This window comes from Rhodoferax sp. LB1P47 (genome assembly GCF_056521445.1).
The window spans coordinates 20,575-38,566 of the sequence record NZ_JBWMAU010000020.1; the positions used below are offsets into that span (position 1 = coordinate 20,575).

Here is a 17,992-nt window from a genome sequence, read left to right on the forward strand (position 1 = left end):
TACTTACGCATTTTCTATATGCGTTTGATGGTTTTTTTATGCATAAAACCGGCCCCCACCCCAACCCTCCCCCGGAGGGGGAGGGAGCAAGGCCGGGCTCCTTATTTCTCCCTCCCCCTTCGGGGGAGGGCCGGGGTGGGGGCGGGCCGCCACCAACGGTGCGTGCCATCAGCCTGCACGCACCTCGAACTCCACCTTCCAGCCCTCGCCACCTCCACGCGGCACGGCCAGCAGCTCCAGCGTGCCGATTTCCGACACGCGGGCGTGCAGCTTCACGGGGACAACTTCGCCCACCGCCCGGCCCTCGGCGGGCAGGGTGGCTTCGATCTCGGCCAGCTCTTGCAGTTCGTCAGAAGTCCAAAAGTCCAGCATCTGGCCGACGGTGTCATCGCGGCGCACGCTGGAGCCGAAGAAGCGAAAGCGCACGGCTTCGCCCACCACCAGGCCGAACTCTTGCGGCGGCAGGGCAGCTTCGGTGCCCTCTTCCATGCCGAACGGGGCCACGCACAGTGCTTGCACCGGCGGCTCCAGCCCCGGCACGGCGGGCATGGCGGATTCCACGCCCACGTAATAGGCCATGGCCGTACCGCCCCGGATGCGGATGCCCTGGCCACCGCGCACGGTGCCGTAGTAGGCGGCACCCCGGGCCACAGCGAAGTCCAGGTCGGCCCCGTCGAGCAGGCGGGCTGCGGGTGCGCCCTCGGCCTGCAGCCAGCCGTTCAGCGTGGCCAGGGTGCGCTGCACCAGCAGCTCGGACTTGAACACGCCGCCGTTGAACAGCACGGCGGTGGGGTGCAGGAAGCTCGCGTCCTGCTGCGCCGCAAAGCCGTCCAGCGCGGCGGTAGCGCCCACCTGGCGGCCCAGCAGCGCGGCCAGATGCCGGGTAACGGCTGCGTCCTGCGCATAGGGCAGGCCGAGCTGCGTCAAGCCCGCACGGGCACGGGAGACGGGGCGGGCGTGGCTGTCCACCTGGGGGAAGAAGCCTTCCAGGATGGTGGCGGTGAGCGCGTCGCGGGTCAGTTCGGCGTTAATCGAGCCACCGATCAGGCGCGCGCCCCGGCTGGGGATGAGCAGCGGCACGGTGTGCACGTCCGCATCGGTGAGCAGTTTTTCCTTGGCCAGACGGCAGGCGTAGGTGAGGGCCCGCATCTGCCACGGGTCCAGCGCCTTGCCGTCCGCCGCCAGTTGGCGGGCCACACCGTGGGCCAGGGCCAGGTCCATGTTGTCGCCGCCGAGCAGGATGTGTTCGCCCACGGCCACACGGTGCAGTTGCAGGTTGCCGTCTTGTTCGACCACGGCGATCAGCGAGAAGTCGCTGGTGCCGCCGCCTACATCGACCACCAGAATCACGTCGCCCACTTTGACCTGCTTGCGCCAGCCGCCCGCACTTTGGGCGATCCAGCTGTACAAGGCGGCCTGGGGTTCTTCCAGCAGGGTCACGCCGGTATAGCCTGCGGCCTGCGCGGCTTCGGCCGTCAGCTCGCGGGCGGCGGGGTCGAAGGACGCGGGGATGGTGACCGTCAGCGCCTGCTGGTCAAACGGCGCGTCGGGATGCGTGTGGTTCCAGGCATCGCGCAGGTGCGCCAGGTAGCGGGTGCTGGCTTCCAGCGGGGAGATGCGGGCGACTTCCTCGGGCGCGTCAAACGGCAGGATGGCTGCGCGGCGATCGACCCCGCCGTGGCCGAGCCAGCTTTTGGCGCTGGAGACCAGGCGGATGGGGGTTTGCGCGCCGTGGCTGCGGGCCCATTCGCCGACCACGGCGTGCGTGTCGCTATGCCAGGGCAGGGCCAGGTCGCCGTCGGCGAATTCGCTCGCGTGCGGCAAGTAAATGAAGGACGGCAGCAGCGCGTAGTCCTGCACCGCACCGGGGGCGCTTTGCTGGGCGATGGGCAGGATCTGCGGCGGGGCTTCGGGGTTCGCCAGATCGACCCAGGACAAGGCGCAATGGGTGGTGCCCAGGTCGATACCGATGGCGTATCGAGAGTTATGGGGGCCGTTCACAGCTCCACCTCGGCGGCGGCGATGACGCGCGGGTCGTGGCCTTCGGTGGTGCGGGGCAGGCGCACGTCGGTGGCCTTCCAGCCGGGGTGGCGCAGCGTGCCGCGAAACGGGGCATTGCCCACCACGTTGCCGGTCAGGCGGTTGGCACTGGCATCAAACCCGGCCTCCAACACGATGCGGCTGCCTTCGGCCTCGGGGCGTGCCGGGGCCAGGGTGAAGTGTTCTTGCAGCACTTTGCGGCAGCCGGTGTGCACCAGGCGGGCGGCGCCGCCGATGTCGGCATCCGAATAGCTGGCCACGTCTTCCTGGATGAAGTCCACAAACCGGGCTTCGCGCTGTAGCAGGCCCAGCAACTGCAAGGCGGCATCGGGGGTGGCGACCTTGAGGACGGGCGCAGGTGGTGGTGTAGGCGGCGCGGCGGGCACGACTCCGTTGCGTACATCCTGCAACTGGGCGGCCAGCTTGCTGTCGCCCAACACGGCAAGGGCCAGGGACAAGCGGGCAAAAAATGAGGGGGCGTTGTTCATATTGGTTCTCCACAAAGACAAACGGCCCGGTGATTAACCAGGCCGTAAGGCGATATTGTCCGCGATGTGCGACCCCAAGGCCGCACACAGGAAGCTGGCTTAAGCCTTGGCTTCCATTTGAGCGACTACGGCTTCAACAGCCTTGTCGGTGGCTTCCTTGGCGGAAGCTTGGGCGGTTTCAAACGCGGTGGTGGCAGCGGCTACAGCCGACTTCACCAGGGCCACAGCGTTTTCGCTGCCAGCAGGTGCGTTCTTCACTGCGGCTTCGACCAGCGTGGCCAGCTCGGCCTTGGCACTGGAGGTGGCGGTTTCCACATAGGTGCGCACTTCGGTGCTGCTGGCGGTGGCAATGGCTTGCACATGGCGCAGGTAGGAAGCAGCCTTTTCAGGCGCAGCCTTCAGCATTTTGGTGGTCAGCTCGCCCAGTTCTTTCGGGTCTTTGATCGAAGCAGCGGTCAGGGCGGCTTCTTCGGCTTCTTGCAGCGTAGTCTTGGCGGCTTGCAGGTTCAGCTTGACCAGGCTTTGCGCACTGTCAAACAACGAATTGGACAGGTTAAACATGCTGGCAACAGCGGCTTTTTGGTTGGCGGTGATTTGTTCAAAGTTCAGCATGGTGTTTCCAATCAATAAAAGTGAGGTCGGGCAGTACAAGGTTTTATGTTGCACTGCAACATGGACTGAACTATATCGCTCACTTTGCGACAGTTCAAAGACAGGAAGCTCTAATTTCGACGGAGTTACATCCAGAAACACAAGCTGTAGCCCGAACGCATACCGCCAAGGGATGGCTGGCCCCGGCTTTGCCGGGCCACTGGTATGGCCCCCTGCAAGGAAAGTGCACAGCACTGTAGCCTGGGGGTGTTGGCAATACACCAGCGATAATCGCCACCCTGGCCATCCTGACAAAGAAACCCGCCCATGAGCACCACCGAAGTCGTCCGCGACGCGCAATCTGTAGAGACTTACAACCCGCTTGCCAAGCAAAAGGCCGGTGCCAAGCTGTCGCGCATCCCGGTCAAGGTGATCCAGGGCGAAGTGCTGAAAAAACCCGACTGGATCCGCGTCAAGGCCGGTTCGCCCAGCACCCGGTTCAACGAAATCAAGCAAATCCTGCGCGAGAACAACCTGCACACGGTGTGCGAAGAAGCCAGCTGCCCCAACATCGGCGAATGCTTTGGCAAGGGCACGGCCACTTTCATGATCATGGGCGACAAGTGCACCCGCCGCTGCCCGTTTTGCGACGTGGGCCACGGCCGCCCCGACCCGCTGGACGCAGACGAGCCGCTGAACCTGGCCAAGACCATCGCCAAGCTCAAACTCAAATACGTGGTGATCACCAGCGTGGACCGCGACGACCTGCGCGACGGCGGTGCCGGGCATTTTGTGGAGTGCATCAAGAACATCCGTGAGTTGTCTCCCCAGACCCAGATCGAGGTGCTGGTGCCCGACTTCCGGGGCCGCGACGACCGCGCTTTGGAGATTTTGAAGCTGGCCCCGCCGGACGTAATGAACCACAATTTAGAGACCGCGCCCCGCCTATACAAAGAGGCCCGCCCCGGCTCGGATTACCTGTTCAGCCTGAACCTGCTGAAAAAGTTCAAAGCCCTGCACCCGAACGTGCCGACCAAGAGCGGCATCATGGTCGGCTTGGGCGAGACGGACGAAGAGATTTTGCAAATCATGCAAGACATGCGCGACCACCACATCGACATGCTGACCATCGGCCAGTACCTGTCGCCCAGCAACAGCCACCTGCCGGTGAAGCGCTACGTACACCCCGACACCTTCAAGATGTTCGAGACCAAGGCCTATGAAATGGGCTTCAGCCACGCCGCCGTGGGCGCGATGGTGCGCAGCAGCTACCACGCCGACAAGCAGGCCGAACACGCTTTCTCTAACGCCCCCGCGCTGTAAATGGCGACGGTTGGCGGCCTCTGGTTCAACCCCCGCAATCTCGGCAACTACGTCTCGGATGCGGTGCTGGAACGGGGTCTGACCCTATACCGGGGCCAGAAGGTGCTAGACATAGAAGTCCGCGCCATCGACAACGGCCGTTGGCAACTCACCGGCAGCGTACAGGGCAGCGAACGCCAGCCCTACACCCAAAGCATCCGCCTGCACATCAACGTGCACGGCATGCTGACCCACTGGGATGCCGACTGCAGCTGCCCGGTGGGCGTGGATTGCAAGCACGCCGTAGCCCTATCGTTGAAGGCTGCCTACCGCACCCAGGCCAAAACTACGGCCACAGCCACACCGGCCAAGCCCCCCACCGATGCCGAGCTGGCCGCCGCCCGCCTGGCCGCCGAACAACGCGCCCGCGATGCTGCCGCCCTGAAGGTGCGCCAGTGGCTGGCCCAATTTGACGCACTGGACCGGCGCAGCAGCCCCCCACCCGACAGTGCGCAGGCCGAGAGCTTTGTCTACGTGCTGGCCCCCACCACGACCACGACCACGACCACGCAAACCCACCAGATCCTGCAACTCCAGTTGCTGAAAACCTACCGGAAAAAAAGCGGCGACTGGGCCAAGCCCAAAACCGTCAACACCGCGCCTTACCCCGGCCAAGAGCTGTTTGATGCCGCCAGCCCCGCCGAGCAAGAGCTGCTGCGCCTGCTCAAAACGATGTCCACGGGCGGCAGCACGTATGGCTATGCCGCCAGCCAAAAAGCCGTGCTGCAAGACGCTGCGGGGCAGCTGGCGTTGCAAATTGCCTCGGATACCGGGCGCTTGTTTGCCCACGCCGATGGCGGCTATCTGGGTGCACCACTGCGCCTGGGTACGCCGATGGAACTGGGCTGGACCTGGCAAGAAGCCCCGGAGCGCGTCGGCGGAGAACCCGTGTGGACCCTGGAAACCCAGACCAGAAGCCCCACTGCCCAGATCTACGCTAACCACCCGCCGCTGTACCTCGATGTTGCCCAAGGCACCTGCGGCCTGGCCCAGACCCAGGGCATCACCTCCGAGCAACTGCCACTGCTGCTGAACGCGCCGCCCATGCCGCAATCGGCCATCGAGCCGCTGCAATTGCCACTGACCCGCCGCCTGGCTGCCGTGGCCATGCCGCCCACCCTCAAACCGCTGCCCACGGTGCAAGGCGTAGTACCTACCGGCCACCTGCACTTGTCGCCCGTCGCCAAAAAAGAAGAGTCCGAGCTCGGCTTGCTGTGCGCCAAGCTGGCGTTCGACTACGCCGGGCTGCGCGGCAGCTGGGACCACATGGATGCCAGCGTGATCGTCTCGCAGGGCAACACCCGCACCCTGCTGATCCGCGACAAGGTCGCCGAGAAGGCCCTGGATGCCAAGCTCTGCGCCCTCGGCCTTCTGGGCACGCCCGAAGCCGGCTACTTCATTCCCGGCTCCCAAAGCCAGCAAACCTGGCTGGACTGGGCAGACACCGACTTTGCCGCCTTCCGTGCCCACGGCTTTAGCGTCACCCGCGACGATGCGCTCACCGACTGGCTGCAGCGCGCCGATGCCCTCGACGTGCAAATGGAAGCGCAAAACGCCAACGACCCCGACGCATCGCCGTGGTTCGACCTGTCCCTGGGCATGGAGATCAACGGCGAGCGGCACAACATCCTGCCCTGGCTGCCCAGCCTGCTGAACCAATTGGCCAACGCCCCGGCGGATGAGGCCACGGGCGAACGCAGCCTGCCGCCGTTTGTCTACCTGCGCAAACCCGACGACAGCTTCATCCGCGTGCCCACCGCACCGCTGCGCCCCTGGCTGGCCGCCCTGCTGGAGCTGGTGGGCGACCGCCAGCACGACATGGAGGGTGACAGCCTGCGTCTGAGCCGCCTGGAAGCTCTGCGCGCCGGAGCCGCCTTGGGCGAAGGCGCAGTGTGGACCGGAGCGGCCGCCCTGCAAGAACTGGTGGCGCAACTGGCCGGCCGCAGCGCCCTGCCCGAAGTGCCCCTGCCCGAGGGCGTGCACGCCAGCCTGCGCCCCTACCAGCAGCAGGGGCTGAACTGGCTGCAATTCCTGCGCCGTGCCGGGCTGAACGGCATCCTGGCCGACGACATGGGCCTGGGCAAAACCCTGCAAACCCTGGCCCACCTCCAGGTCGAAAAAGACGCAGGCCGCCTGACCCACCCGGCCCTCATCATTGCCCCGGTCAGCCTGATGGGCAACTGGCAGCGCGAGGCCCAGCGCTTCTGCCCCGGCCTGCGCACCCTGGTGCTGCACGGCCAAGACCGCCACGAAGTTTCTGACACCACCCACGAACATGACGTGGTCATCGCCCCCTATTCGCTGCTGCAACGCGACCGCGAAGGCTGGTTGCAAGCGCCCTGGCATATCGTGGTGCTGGACGAAGCCCAAAACATCAAAAACGCCAGCACCCAGGCCGCGCAGGTGGTGGCCGAGCTGCAAACCAACCACCGCCTGGCCTTGAGTGGCACGCCGATGGAAAACCACCTGGGCGAAATCTGGAGCCTGTTCCACTTTTTGATGCCCGGCTTTCTGGGTAGCCAGGCCAAGTTCGGCACGCTATTCCGCACCCCGATCGAGAAGCGCGGCGACACCGAACGGCTAACGCAACTGCGCAACCGCATCACCCCCTTCATGCTGCGCCGCACCAAGGCAGTGGTGGCCCACGAACTGCCGCCCAAGGTGGAGACCGTGATGCGCGTCGAGCTGGAGGGACCGCAGGCCGACCTGTACGAAGCCATCCGCCTGACCACCGAAAAAGCCGTGCGCGAGGCGCTAGACAGCAAGGGCTTGGCCAAGTCGCACATCACCATCCTGGACGCGCTGCTCAAGCTGCGCCAGGTCTGCTGCGACCCGGGGCTGCTGAAGCTGGAGTCGGCCAAAAAGGTCACGCAGTCGGCCAAGCTCGACCAGCTGATGGAAATCCTGCCCGAGATGCTGGCCGAGGGCCGCAAGGTGCTGCTGTTCTCGCAGTTCACCACCATGCTGGCGCGCATCGAGGTGGAACTCAAAGCCCGCAACATCCCCTGGGTCAAGCTCACCGGCCAGTCGCAAAAGCGCGACCAGATCATCGACCAGTTCACCAGCGGCGCGGTGCCCTTGTTCTTGATCAGCCTGAAAGCCGGGGGCGTGGGCCTGAACCTGCCCCAGGCCGACACCGTGATCCATTTCGACCCCTGGTGGAACCCCGCCGTGGAAACCCAGGCCACCGACCGCGCCCACCGTATCGGCCAGACGCACAGCGTGTGGGTGGTGAAGCTGGTGGCGCAGGGCACGATTGAGGAGCGCATCCTGGCCCTGCAAGAGCGCAAAGCCGCCCTGGCCGAGAGCATGTACAGCGGTGCCCAAGGCCGCAAGGAGCCGCTGTTCTCGGAGACAGATTTGCAGGAGCTGCTGCGGCCGCTATCGAAATAGTAGCTTCTTGCGCAGGTAGCATATGCGCTGGAGTCGTATTTTTCACAAATAAATGCAGGGCGGGTATCCTCATAGCCTTGACCCGCCCCCTCACCCACAGGAGCCGCATCCCATGCCAGCCCAAAAACCCTTCTCCATGATCCGCGAGTTCCACCTGGCGGACTGGTTCACGCTGGCCAACGCGGTGTGCGGCGTGGGGGCGCTGTTTTCGGTGATGACCTACCTGGAGCTGAACGATGTGCGGCACGTGTACTTTGCCTGCTGGCTGGTACTGGCAGCGTTTGTGTTCGATGTGTTCGACGGCAAGATTGCCCGCTGGCGGCAAAAAACCTCCATCCTGGGGCGCGAGTTGGATTCGCTGGCCGACGTGATCTCGTTTGGCGTGGCCCCGGCCATCATCGCCTACGGCTGCGGCATGCAGGGGCTGTATGACCGCATCGTGCTGGCCTTCTTTGTGGCCTGCGGGGTGTCGCGGCTGGCGCGCTACAACGTGACGGCAGAGACGCTGTCGCAGGGCTCGGACAAGGTGAAATACTTTGAAGGCACGCCCATTCCCACCTCCATCGTGCTGGTCTTTATGCTGGGCATGGCCGCCTGGACCGGGAATGTGCGGCAAGACCTGTGGGGCGGCTCCATGGTGCTGGCAGGCTTTACGCTGCACCCACTGGTGTTGCTGTTTGCGCTGTCTGGATCTTTAATGATCAGCCGCATCCGCATTCCCAAGCCATAAACCATAGGCTCACCCCCAAGCTACAGCGCAAGCGCTTTTCGCCAACCCCCTTGCAGGGGGCAACACCTGTGGCCTGGCAAAGCCAGTTCCACGGTGTTTCTGGAAGGCGTGCGTTTTGATTCGCCCCTGATTTGCTATTAATTATATAGCTCCAGGCGCAGGTATATTCTGCGCCAGAGGCCGATTTGGCTTAGAACTTGGACAAAGCACCCAACCCTGAATCCACCCGGCAGGGCTCGCCGTCGGGGCGGGCGGTGAGGGGTTCGGTCATGGCCTGGGCCGGGTCTTCGGCCTCTAGCACGCGCTGCGCCCAGACCCTCAAGCGGGCGGTGTCGGCACGCAGCACCTCCTGCTTGACGGCCAGAATCTGCGCCGGGTGCATCGAGAAGCTGCGCAGCCCCAGGCCCAGCAGCAGCCGGGTGTAGGCCACGTCACCGGCCATTTCGCCACACACACTGACCCCTTTGCCCTGCGCCTGGCAGGTGCGGATGGTGTCGGCCAGCAGGCGCAGCACGGCGGGGTGCAGCGGGTCGTACAGGTGGGCGACGGATTCATCGGCGCGGTCGATGGCCAGGGTGTACTGGATCAGATCGTTGGTGCCGACCGACAAAAAGTCGAAATATTTGAGAAACAGCGGCAGCGTAAGCGCGGCGGCGGGGATTTCGATCATCGCGCCCAGCTTGAGCGGGCCGCAGACCACGCCGCGCTGTTCCAGCTGGGTCCGGGCGGTGTCCAGCAGCGCCAGGGTTTGCCGGATCTCGCTGCCGTGGGCCAGCATGGGAATCAGCAGATGCACCTGGCCGTGCGCGGCGGCCCGCAGTATGGCGCGCAGTTGGGTCAAAAACATGGCCGGGTCGGCCAGGCTCCAGCGGATGGCGCGCAGGCCCAGGGCCGGATTCAGGTGGGTGTCTTCTTTCTGGCCTTTGTCTAGCGGTTTGTCGGCCCCGATGTCTACCGTGCGGATGGTCACCGGCATGCCCTGCATGCCCTCCACGGCGCGGCGGTAGGCTTGGTACTGCTCCTCCTCACCCGGCAGGTTGCCCTGGCGGCCCATGAACAAAAATTCGCTGCGGAACAGGCCCACGCCCACTGCCCCGGCGTTGACTGCGCCGGGCGCATCTTCGGGCATTTCGATATTGGCCAGCAGCTCGACCTTGTGGCCGTCCATGGTCAGCGCGGGGGTGTGGCGCAGGCGGGCCAGGCGCTCACGTTCCAGCGCAACCTGGCGCTGCTTGAAGCCGTATTCGGCCAGGATGATGGGCGAGGGATCGACGATCAGCAGGCCCGCATCGCCGTCGATGATGACCCAGTCGTCCTGCCGCACCAGCTGGCTGGCGCTGCGGGCCCCCACCACGGCGGGAATGTCCAGGCTGCGGGCAACGATGGCGGTGTGCGAGGTTTTGCCGCCCACGTCGGTCACAAATCCGGCAAACACGCTTTGTTTGAACTGCAACATGTCGGCAGGCGACAGGTCGTGGGCGATCAGCACCAGCGGTACGGTCAGGCTCTCGTCGGGCGACATCAGCTGTGCGCCCTTGCGCCTTGCCGGGGGCGGCACGGCGATGGGCGAGACCACACCTTTCATGTAGCGCAGGATGCGCTCGACCACCTGCTCCAGGTCGGCCTTGCGCTCGCGCAGGTACTCGTCCTCCATCTCGTCGAACTGGCGGGCGATGATCTCCAGCTGGGTGGTCAGCGCCCATTCGGCGTTGTAGAGGCGGTCGGTGATCCAGTGCTTGACACCGGTGGTCAGGGTCTCGTCCTCCAGCAGCATCAGGTGCACGTCGAGCAGGGCGGCCAGCTCGGGCGGTGCATCTTTGGGCATGGCGTGTTGCAGGCGCTGCAACTCGTCCACCACGGCATTGCGGCCCACGCGCACGCGGTCGATCTCGGCATCGATCTGCGCGGGCTGGATGAAGTAATGCGCCACATCCACGCGGCTGGAGCCGACCAGCACGGCACGCCCGATGGCGATGCCTCTGGCGACCGGCAAGCCGTGGATGGAGAAGGTCACTGGCCTTCTCCAAATTTGTCGGCGATCAATGCGAGCAATGCGTCCATCGCTTCTTGCTCTTGCGGGCCGTCGGTGTCCAGCACCACGGTGCTGCCGATGCCAGCGGCCAGCATCATCACGCCCATGATGCTTTTGGCGTTGACGCGGCGCTCGCCCCGGGCGATCCAGACCTCGCAGGGGAAGCTGCCCGCCAGTTTGGTGAGCTTGGCGGAGGCGCGGGCGTGCAGGCCCAATTTATTGCTGATGGTCGTGGAGATTTGGATCATGCTGTCTGCGGGCTTGGTTCTGGGGTGCGGTGATGGCAACTTGCATGATGCCCTGCGTGCCGCCAATCAGCGCACGGGCCACCAGGGCCTCCAGCGATTCATGGCGGTAGCTGACGGTGCGCAGCAGCATGGGCAAATTAACACCGGTGATGAGCTTGGACTTGACCCCATCGACCAGCTTTTGCGCCACATTGCAGGGCGTGGCACCAAACACATCGCTCAGCACCAGAAAGTGGCTGCTGCCCATCTGGTCCATAGCGATACGGGCCATCGCAAAGGTTTCTTCGGGCGGTGTGTGGGGCTGCACATCCAGTGCCACCACGCCACTCTCGCAGTCGGGAAACACGTGCAAAGCGCATTCACGCAGGGCGTGCGCAAGCGGGGCGTGGGCAATGATGAGGATGCTGTTCATGCGAGCCCAATTATGGGCGAGTGGCGATGGCCTCAAATTGCAGGCCGGTAAAGAAAGTGTCGGCCACGGCGGTATCGGCAGTATCGGCAAGTACCAGCGCATGGAACAGGTCTACCCCATCGGCGCGGATGCGCGCAAACCACACCGCCTGGGCGCTCACCGGGCGGCCATCGGCCCGCTGGCCCTGCACCGCCCAGCGCACGCCCATTTGGCCGCCGGGCAGCTCAAACGGCTGTGCTTGCGGATAGGCGGCGCGCAGATTGGCCACGGTAGCCGCCTGCCAGCCCGCCAGCGCCACAACGGCCTGGGTGGCGTCGGCCAGGCGCACGTGGGACACGGCGAAGGTGGCCCCGGCGGCATCGCAGCCCTGCATGTCCAGCACCACGGTGGTCCCGGCCATCGGCACGTCGCGCGTGGCTTTGTCGGGCTTACAGGGCAGCAGCATCTTCAGCGGATGCGCCTCGGAACGTACGGTGCGCCAGTTCAGTGCCGGGCTACAGGCCAGCAGCCCGGCCAGGGCCAGACACAAGAGCGGGCGGAGGCTCAAAACGTCGCGCCAAAGACTTTTTTCAGCACCGCGCTGCCGGTGCCCACCGGGTCTTGGCGGATGGACTTTTCTTGTTCGCCAATCATGGTGTACAGGCCGTCCAGCGCCTTGTGGGTGATGTAGTCCTGGATGGACGCGTCTTCTTTCTTCACCAGCCCGAACCCGGCGGCCTTGCTGGCGAACTGGTTGTACTTTTCGGCCGCTCCCACCTTCGCCGTGGCCTGGGTGACCACCGGCAAAAACTTGGCGAACAGCGGGGTACGGGTTTTGTCGGCAAAAAACGTGGTCATGGCGTTGTCGCCGCCGCTGAGGATGTTTTTGGCATCGCTGAAGTTCATGCTTTTGACCGCACCCACCAGCGCGTCTTTGGCCAGCGGCACGGCGGCTTCGGCGGCGCGGTTCATGCTAGTGATGAGCTCGTCCACGCGCTTGCCCTGGCCCAGGTTTTTCAGCATCTTGGCGGCGGAATCGAGGTAGCCGGGCAAAGGAATGCGAACTTTTTCGTTGCCCAGGAATCCATCTGTCTGGCCCAACAGGCCGACCGCTGCCACGGCGGCTTTTTCCAGTGCGGCTTTCAGGCCCTGGTTGGCCTCTTTGTCGGTCAGGTCGGCCAGCGACAGGGCATGCACCTGTTCGGCCGTGACCAGCACCAGCAGGCCCAGGGCCGACAGCGAGGCAGAATTAAAATGGCGACGATGCATAGGACCCCTTTGGTATGAAAAAAACATTTGTAGCCGCCAGCGTAGCAGCCCTGCTGGCCTTGGGCGCGGGGGCCTATTATCTGACCGCCCACAGCAGCACGGCAGCCCCCATGGCCACCTATGTGCTGCTGGACGGCAGCCAAAAAACCACCGCCAACCTGCACGGCCGGGTCACGCTGGTGAACTTCTGGGCCACCAGTTGCACCACCTGTGTGGCCGAGATGCCCAAGATCATCGCCACCTACAACAAGTACCACGCCCAGGGCTTCGACACGCTGGCCATCGCCATGGCCTACGACCCGCCCAGCTACGTGGTGAACTATGCGCAAACCCGCCAGCTGCCGTTTGATGTGGCCATCGACAACACCGGGGCCGCTGCCACCGCCTGGGGGCCGGTGCAGCTCACGCCCACCACCTTTTTGGTCAACAAGCGCGGCGAGATCGTCAAGCGCTTTATCGGCGAGCCCGACTTTGTCGAGCTGCACAAGCTGATCGAAAAGCTCCTTCAAGAAGCCTGAACCTATTTTTATATGAAATAGACCTCTAGCGCATATTAAACCTGCGCCAGTAGCTACTAAAATAATAGCGCCCTCAAATTCTGTCCCGGCCCTGCGCGACTGCCCTAAACTGGCCCCGTCTTAGCCCGCCACCGCACCGCCTTGAACTCCCCCTCAACTGCCTCCGTCACCTTGGTCACGCCGGTCCAGCCCCACGAGCTGGAGGCCACCCGCGCGATTTTTCAGGAATACGCCGACCAACTGGGCGTGGACCTGTGCTTCCAGGCGTTTGATGCCGAGCTGGCCACCCTGCCCGGCGACTACGCCGCCCCGCGCGGCACGCTGCTGCTGGCCCTGGTAGACGGCGCGCTGGCCGGTTGCTGCGCCCTGCGCCCGCTAGACGACGTGGACTACGCCAACGCCAGCGAGATGAAGCGCCTGTACGTGCGGCGTGCCTTTCGCGGCTTTGGCCTGGGCCGCCAGCTGGTCGAAGCCGCCCTGGACGCCGCCCGCACCGGTGGCTACGACTGCGTACTGCTCGACACCCTGGTAGACATGGAGGCCGCCCGCGCGCTCTACGAAGATCTGGGCTTTGCCGAGGTGCCGCCCTACTACCACAACCCCATCGCCGGGGCGCGTTATCTGAAGGCCGATATTTAAGCGCTTCAGCACGGAGCCGCTCCCTGGAGCCGCCGCAGGGCGTATTAATATTCGGCTACACCATCCAAGTAGCCCACCAGCCTTACGCCATGCACCCACTCTTTTGCCCCCTTGCCCTGCTCTGGGTAGCAGCCCCCGCGCTGGCAGCCACGCTGCAAGTGCAGGTGCAAGACACCACGGGCAAACCGCTGGCCAATGCCGTGGTTTTTCTCGACTCCCGAGAGGCCGCAGCGGCAACCAAGCCGCTGAAGGGGGTGGAGGTGTCCCAAATCAACCGCCAGTTTGACCCAAAGGTGCGCGTGGTTACGGTGGGTACGGCGGTGCAGTTTCCCAACCGTGACTCGGTACGCCACCATGTGTACTCGGTATCGGAGACCAAGCGCTTCGAGCGCAAGCTCTACGTGGGCACGGATGCCGCCCCCGAGGTGTTTGACAAACCCGGCATCGCCGTGCTGGGCTGCAACATCCACGACAACATGGTGGCCTGGGTGGTGGTGGTGCAAACCCCCTACTTTGGCAGCAGCGATAAAGATGGCAAGCTGGTGCTGGACAACGTGCCCCCAGGCAACTACCGCCTGCGCACCTGGCACACACACCAGCCGGTGGGTGTGCCCGCACTCGACCAGGCCCTGAACCTGCCCGCCGCTGGCACCACGGTGGGCGTGCAGATGGGCGGACTGGCACCATGATGCCGCGCTTGCTCCAGCGCCTCAACATGGACGGCTGGAGGTTATCCACCAGCATCGTGGCGTGGTCACTAGCGCTGCTGATGGTGGTGCAAGTGGCGGTTTTGGCGCGGGTGGATTTCGTTATCGATGCCAATGCCCGCAGCCAGGTAACCCAAGACCTGCGGAAGGCTGAACGTGACTGGATACGACTGGTCGCACAACAAATCTCCGGCCTGGCGCAGCATGCCAATGCGGCAGCACAAGACACCGGCTTCAAAGATGCCTTGATCTTGCAAGACCAAGAGACGATCCGCTCCGCCTTGCAAACCTACAGCGACCGCAGCGGTGCGGTAGTGGTGGCGCAGATTGACAACAGCCTGGGCCCGGATAAGTCGGTCATTTACACAAAAGAGACTCCAAACATCCGCATACAGGCCGGTCTTCTGGAGAAAATTGCCGCCCAGCTCCAGCGCGCCATGCAGGCAGAGCAGGCCCAAACGTCCCCCAATCAACCCGCCAAGCCGGTAAGCCAACTGGCCGTAGTGCAAGAGCAGCCTTACGTGTTCGTCATGGCCCCCCTGAAGGCTCCGCTGCAAATCGGCTGGCTTGTAATGGGCTTTGCTATGGACGATACGCTGGCAAAAGAGCTGCTCGAACAGTCTGATGTCAGCCTGGCCACAACGGTGCTGCCCGACGGAGCCACCGCCGCCGCAGTCCCCATCAAAACCCTGCACGACCAGGCCCTGGCCAATCTGCAACGGGCCGGGCTGGACAGCAGCGAGTTCCAAAGCCAGGGCGACACGCTGATGGTTCGCCACATCACGCCTTCGGCCATCGGCGGCAAGGTCGATGTACTGCTGGTGCGTTCGCTCGATAAAGCGACTGAACCCTTTAAAGAGCTGCAACAAAATCTGTTGACCATCACCGCCGCAGGCCTGCTGTTGTTTGCCGTGGGCAGTGCCTGGACGGCCCGCCGCATCACGACCCCGCTGCGTTCGCTGGTTTACAACGCCGAACGCCTGGGCCAGGGCAAGTACGACCAGCCCATCCAGCACACCGAGCGGCAAGACGAAATTGGCGACCTGGCGAATGCGTTTGACCGCATGCGCAAAAACATCGCCCTCAAGCAAACCGAGATCGAGCAGCTGGCCTACTGGGACCGGCTGACCCGGCTGCCCAACCGGCTGCGCTTTCGCGATGCGGTGCAAGAGGCCATTGCCGACAGCCTGGCCCAGGGGAGCCACCCACCGCCGCTGGCCATCATCACCCTCAACCTGGACCGCTTCAAACACGTCAACGACATCCTCGGCTACGCCCTGGGCGACCGCCTGCTGGTGGCCGTGGCCGACCGTCTACTGGCCCACATGGACGACCCCGGGGCGCTGGTCGCCCGGCTGGGCGGCGACGAATTCTCGGTACTGCTGCCCGGTGCCGATGCCGATACCGCCATGGCGGTGGCGCAGCGCATCGTCACCGCTTTCGAGGCCACGATGGGCATTGACGACCAAACCGTGGACCTGAGCGCCAGCGTGGGACTGGCCTGCTGGCCGCAGCACGCCACGGATGTAGACACCCTGCTGGGCCGCGCCGAGGTAGCCATGTACGCAGCCAAGCGCAAGACCACCGTGCTCCAGCTCTACGACCCAGCCCTCGACTCCACCAGCAAGATCAACCTGTCCCTGCTGTCCGAGCTGCGCAACGCGGTGGAGCACAACGAGCTGCGGCTGTTTTTGCAACCCAAGATCGAACTCAGCACCGGCAAAGTCATCGCCGCCGAAGCCCTGGTGCGCTGGCAGCACCCGGTGCGCGGGCTGGTGCCGCCCGACAGCTTCATCCCGTTTGCCGAGCAAACCGGCTTTGTGCGCCAGCTCACGCTGTGGATGTTCGACGAGGCCGCGCGCCAGTGGGCCGGCCTGCAACAGCCCGACCAGCCGATGCGCATCTCGGTCAATTTGTCTACCCGCGACCTGCTGGACCTGGACTTCCCGGCCCGGCTGGACGTGCTGCTGGCCAAGCACCACGTGGCCCCCGAGGACTTTTGCCTGGAGATCACCGAAAGCGCCATCATGGACGACCCGCTGCGCGCCGAGGGCACGCTCAAGCGCCTGTCCGAGCGCGGCTTCAAGCTCAGCATCGACGACTTCGGCACCGGTTACTCGTCGCTGGCCTACCTGAAACGCCTGCCGGTAGACGAAATGAAGATCGACAAGTCCTTTGTGATGGGCATGGAGCGGGACCCGGACGACGCCAAGATCGTCCGCTCCACCATCGACCTGGCGCACAACATGGGCCTGAGCGTGGTGGCCGAAGGCGTGGAAAACGCGGCCATTCTGGCCCTGCTGCGCGAACAAGGCTGCGACGAAGCCCAGGGCTACCACATGAGCAAACCGCTGCCGGTGGATGCATTCAAACTGTGGCGAACACAATGGCAGGAACGCGCAAAAGCTTGACCCACCCCCCTCTGCGCGGCGTAGCGCAGAATGCCCTCCTGCGCAGCACCCCGCCGCGCGCAACCCAGGAATGCCCTACCCGATGAACGCCCTCAAACTTGTCGCCGTAACCCTTATTGCCGCCGGCGTGCTCGCCCTGGTCTACGGCAGCTTCAGCTACACCAAGGACACCACCGCCGTCAAAATCGGCCCGCTGGAGCTATCGGTGAAAGAAAAAGAAACGGTCAACGTGCCCGTCTGGGCCGGGGTCGGCGCAATTGTGGTCGGCGGCTTGTTGCTGGTATTGGGCGGAAAAAAGGGCTGAATGCTATTTTTTAGATAGCAACAAGCGCATGCAGAATATGCGCTAGATGCCTAAAATGCCCTACATTTCGCCTCCCGCTTCGAAAGATTTTTGATGCCCACCATCGACACCTGCCTGGCCTTCTTCGCGCTGGTTTTCATGCTGGGTTTTGCGCCGGGGCCCGACAATATTTTTGTGATGATGCAATCGGTCACCCTGGGCCGCAAAGCCGGGCTAATGGCCATGCTGGGCATGTGCGCGGGGCTGGCGGTACACACGCTGGCGGTGGCACTGGGTTTGGCGGCGATTTTTGCGGCCTCGGCCACGGCGTTTACCGTGCTGAAGGTGGTCGGCGCGGGCTACCTGGCCTATCTGGCGTGGCAGGCTTTCCGCGCACCGGCGGGCACGCTGTCGGCCCCGTTGGAACAGCAGCCCGACCTGCGGCGCATCTTTTTACGCGGCTGGGTGATGAACCTGACCAACCCGAAAATCGTGTTCTTTTTTCTGGCCCTGCTGCCCCAGTTTGTGCATGCAGAGCGCGGCCCCATCGCCAGCCAGATCGGCGTGCTGGGAGCCATCTTCATCGGCTCCACGCTGATCACCTTTGGCGCTATCGCCTACTTCAGCGCCACTGTCAGCACCCGGCTGCGCCGCTCGCCCCAAGCGCAGCTGTGGCTGAACCGGATGGCCGGTACGGTGTTTTTAGGCATGGCGGTGAAGCTGGCGGTGGCCGAGCGTTGACCCCCTCGCACCGGCCAGAGGCATGCCGCAGATGACATCTGTAACAAAGCCCCGCCGGTTTCGACACACAGCCACGACGGCGGCCAGGGAAGATCGTGGCCTACGCACCCACGCGTAAATCGCCAAGGATTTACGCAGCGCCTAGCAGG

Annotated in this window: 17 protein-coding genes; 9 read left to right on the forward strand and 8 right to left on the reverse strand. The window is 64.2% G+C overall.

Features of this window, described 5'->3' with window-relative positions:
* Nucleotides 1–168: 168 nt before the first annotated feature.
* From AC0969_RS17435 to phaP, 3 genes are all read right to left on the reverse strand, one after another.
* Nucleotides 169–2,001, reverse strand: a complete 1,833-nt coding sequence (locus tag AC0969_RS17435; RefSeq protein WP_479625426.1) for an Hsp70 family protein — start codon at nt 1,999–2,001, stop codon at nt 169–171.
* Nucleotides 1,998–2,528: a DUF2760 domain-containing protein gene (locus tag AC0969_RS17440; RefSeq protein ID WP_479625427.1), complete on the reverse strand. Its 531-nt coding sequence runs from the start codon at nt 2,526–2,528 to the stop codon at nt 1,998–2,000. Before AC0969_RS17440 ends, AC0969_RS17435 begins: the two co-directional genes overlap by 4 nt.
* Before the next feature lie 99 nt (nt 2,529–2,627).
* Nucleotides 2,628–3,140 carry a TIGR01841 family phasin gene (gene phaP, locus AC0969_RS17445; protein ID WP_479625428.1) on the reverse strand — a complete coding sequence of 171 codons (513 nt, stop codon included), beginning with the start codon at nt 3,138–3,140 and terminating at the stop codon, nt 2,628–2,630.
* Nucleotides 3,141–3,446: 306 nt separating this feature from the next.
* Here phaP and lipA point away from each other — a divergent pair, with 306 nt between their 5' ends.
* The 3 genes from lipA (at nt 3,447) to pssA (ending at nt 8,604) form a co-directional block, all read left to right on the forward strand.
* Nucleotides 3,447–4,442: a lipoyl synthase gene (gene lipA, locus AC0969_RS17450; protein WP_479625429.1), complete on the forward strand. Its 996-nt coding sequence runs from the start codon at nt 3,447–3,449 to the stop codon at nt 4,440–4,442.
* Complete coding sequence (locus AC0969_RS17455) at nt 4,443–7,874, forward strand: DEAD/DEAH box helicase (RefSeq protein WP_479625430.1); 3,432 nt, start codon at nt 4,443–4,445, stop codon at nt 7,872–7,874.
* A 112-nt stretch (nt 7,875–7,986) separates the two neighbouring features.
* Nucleotides 7,987–8,604, forward strand: coding sequence for a CDP-diacylglycerol--serine O-phosphatidyltransferase (gene pssA / locus AC0969_RS17460; RefSeq protein WP_479625431.1), 618 nt, complete (start codon nt 7,987–7,989; stop codon nt 8,602–8,604).
* A 190-nt stretch (nt 8,605–8,794) separates the two neighbouring features.
* Here pssA and ptsP read toward each other — a convergent pair whose 3' ends face one another.
* The 5 genes from ptsP to AC0969_RS17485 are packed head-to-tail and all read right to left on the reverse strand — an operon-like array spanning nt 8,795 to nt 12,544.
* The gene (gene ptsP, locus AC0969_RS17465; protein ID WP_479625432.1) at nt 8,795–10,618 is read right to left on the reverse strand and encodes a phosphoenolpyruvate--protein phosphotransferase; all 1,824 of its coding nucleotides are present in this window, start codon (nt 10,616–10,618) and stop codon (nt 8,795–8,797) included.
* The gene (locus AC0969_RS17470) at nt 10,615–10,884 is read right to left on the reverse strand and encodes an HPr family phosphocarrier protein (protein ID WP_479625433.1); all 270 of its coding nucleotides are present in this window, start codon (nt 10,882–10,884) and stop codon (nt 10,615–10,617) included. Before AC0969_RS17470 ends, ptsP begins: the two co-directional genes overlap by 4 nt.
* Entirely contained in the window at nt 10,853–11,296 is a 444-nt protein-coding gene (locus tag AC0969_RS17475) for a PTS sugar transporter subunit IIA (protein ID WP_479625434.1), read from the reverse strand. Before AC0969_RS17475 ends, AC0969_RS17470 begins: the two co-directional genes overlap by 32 nt.
* Before the next feature lie 10 nt (nt 11,297–11,306).
* The gene (locus tag AC0969_RS17480) at nt 11,307–11,843 is read right to left on the reverse strand and encodes a hypothetical protein (RefSeq protein WP_479625435.1); all 537 of its coding nucleotides are present in this window, start codon (nt 11,841–11,843) and stop codon (nt 11,307–11,309) included.
* A complete protein-coding gene (locus tag AC0969_RS17485) occupies nt 11,840–12,544 on the reverse strand; it encodes a DUF4197 domain-containing protein (RefSeq protein WP_479625436.1) in 705 nt (234 codons plus the stop codon). Before AC0969_RS17485 ends, AC0969_RS17480 begins: the two co-directional genes overlap by 4 nt.
* A 14-nt stretch (nt 12,545–12,558) precedes the next feature.
* Between AC0969_RS17485 and AC0969_RS17490 the strand changes: the two genes are divergently transcribed.
* The 6 genes from AC0969_RS17490 to AC0969_RS17515 all read left to right on the forward strand — a co-directional run bounded on the left by AC0969_RS17490 (nt 12,559) and on the right by AC0969_RS17515 (nt 17,843).
* Nucleotides 12,559–13,062: a TlpA disulfide reductase family protein gene (locus AC0969_RS17490; RefSeq protein WP_479625437.1), complete on the forward strand. Its 504-nt coding sequence runs from the start codon at nt 12,559–12,561 to the stop codon at nt 13,060–13,062.
* 141 nt (nt 13,063–13,203) lie between these two features.
* On the forward strand, nt 13,204–13,701 hold the full coding sequence (locus AC0969_RS17495) for a GNAT family N-acetyltransferase (RefSeq protein ID WP_479625438.1): 498 nt from the start codon (nt 13,204–13,206) through the stop codon (nt 13,699–13,701).
* 89 nt (nt 13,702–13,790) lie between these two features.
* The gene (locus AC0969_RS17500; RefSeq protein ID WP_479625439.1) at nt 13,791–14,390 is read left to right on the forward strand and encodes a methylamine utilization protein; all 600 of its coding nucleotides are present in this window, start codon (nt 13,791–13,793) and stop codon (nt 14,388–14,390) included.
* Complete coding sequence (locus AC0969_RS17505) at nt 14,387–16,819, forward strand: putative bifunctional diguanylate cyclase/phosphodiesterase (RefSeq protein WP_479625440.1); 2,433 nt, start codon at nt 14,387–14,389, stop codon at nt 16,817–16,819. Before AC0969_RS17500 ends, AC0969_RS17505 begins: the two co-directional genes overlap by 4 nt.
* 82 nt (nt 16,820–16,901) lie before the next feature.
* On the forward strand, nt 16,902–17,123 hold the full coding sequence (locus tag AC0969_RS17510; protein WP_479625441.1) for a hypothetical protein: 222 nt from the start codon (nt 16,902–16,904) through the stop codon (nt 17,121–17,123).
* A 93-nt stretch (nt 17,124–17,216) separates the two neighbouring features.
* Nucleotides 17,217–17,843 carry a LysE family translocator gene (locus tag AC0969_RS17515; RefSeq protein WP_479625442.1) on the forward strand — a complete coding sequence of 209 codons (627 nt, stop codon included), beginning with the start codon at nt 17,217–17,219 and terminating at the stop codon, nt 17,841–17,843.
* The last annotated feature ends 149 nt before the right edge of the window (nt 17,844–17,992 follow it).

Bases quoted from the DNA above. Each gene is read 5' to 3' on its own strand.
- AC0969_RS17440 (WP_479625427.1), bottom strand. From the start codon at position 2,528: ATGAACAACGCCCCCTCATTTTTTGCCCGCTTGTCCCTGGCCCTTGCC.
- phaP (WP_479625428.1), bottom strand. From the start codon at position 3,140: ATGCTGAACTTTGAACAAATCACCGCCAACCAAAAAGCCGCTGTTGCC.
- lipA (WP_479625429.1), top strand. From the start codon at position 3,447: ATGAGCACCACCGAAGTCGTCCGCGACGCGCAATCTGTAGAGACTTAC.
- AC0969_RS17455 (WP_479625430.1), top strand. From the start codon at position 4,443: ATGGCGACGGTTGGCGGCCTCTGGTTCAACCCCCGCAATCTCGGCAAC.
- pssA (WP_479625431.1), top strand. From the start codon at position 7,987: ATGCCAGCCCAAAAACCCTTCTCCATGATCCGCGAGTTCCACCTGGCG.
- AC0969_RS17470 (WP_479625433.1), bottom strand. From the start codon at position 10,884: ATGATCCAAATCTCCACGACCATCAGCAATAAATTGGGCCTGCACGCC.
- AC0969_RS17475 (WP_479625434.1), bottom strand. From the start codon at position 11,296: ATGAACAGCATCCTCATCATTGCCCACGCCCCGCTTGCGCACGCCCTG.
- AC0969_RS17485 (WP_479625436.1), bottom strand. From the start codon at position 12,544: ATGCATCGTCGCCATTTTAATTCTGCCTCGCTGTCGGCCCTGGGCCTG.
- AC0969_RS17490 (WP_479625437.1), top strand. From the start codon at position 12,559: ATGAAAAAAACATTTGTAGCCGCCAGCGTAGCAGCCCTGCTGGCCTTG.
- AC0969_RS17500 (WP_479625439.1), top strand. From the start codon at position 13,791: ATGCACCCACTCTTTTGCCCCCTTGCCCTGCTCTGGGTAGCAGCCCCC.
- AC0969_RS17505 (WP_479625440.1), top strand. From the start codon at position 14,387: ATGATGCCGCGCTTGCTCCAGCGCCTCAACATGGACGGCTGGAGGTTA.
- AC0969_RS17510 (WP_479625441.1), top strand. From the start codon at position 16,902: ATGAACGCCCTCAAACTTGTCGCCGTAACCCTTATTGCCGCCGGCGTG.
- AC0969_RS17515 (WP_479625442.1), top strand. From the start codon at position 17,217: ATGCCCACCATCGACACCTGCCTGGCCTTCTTCGCGCTGGTTTTCATG.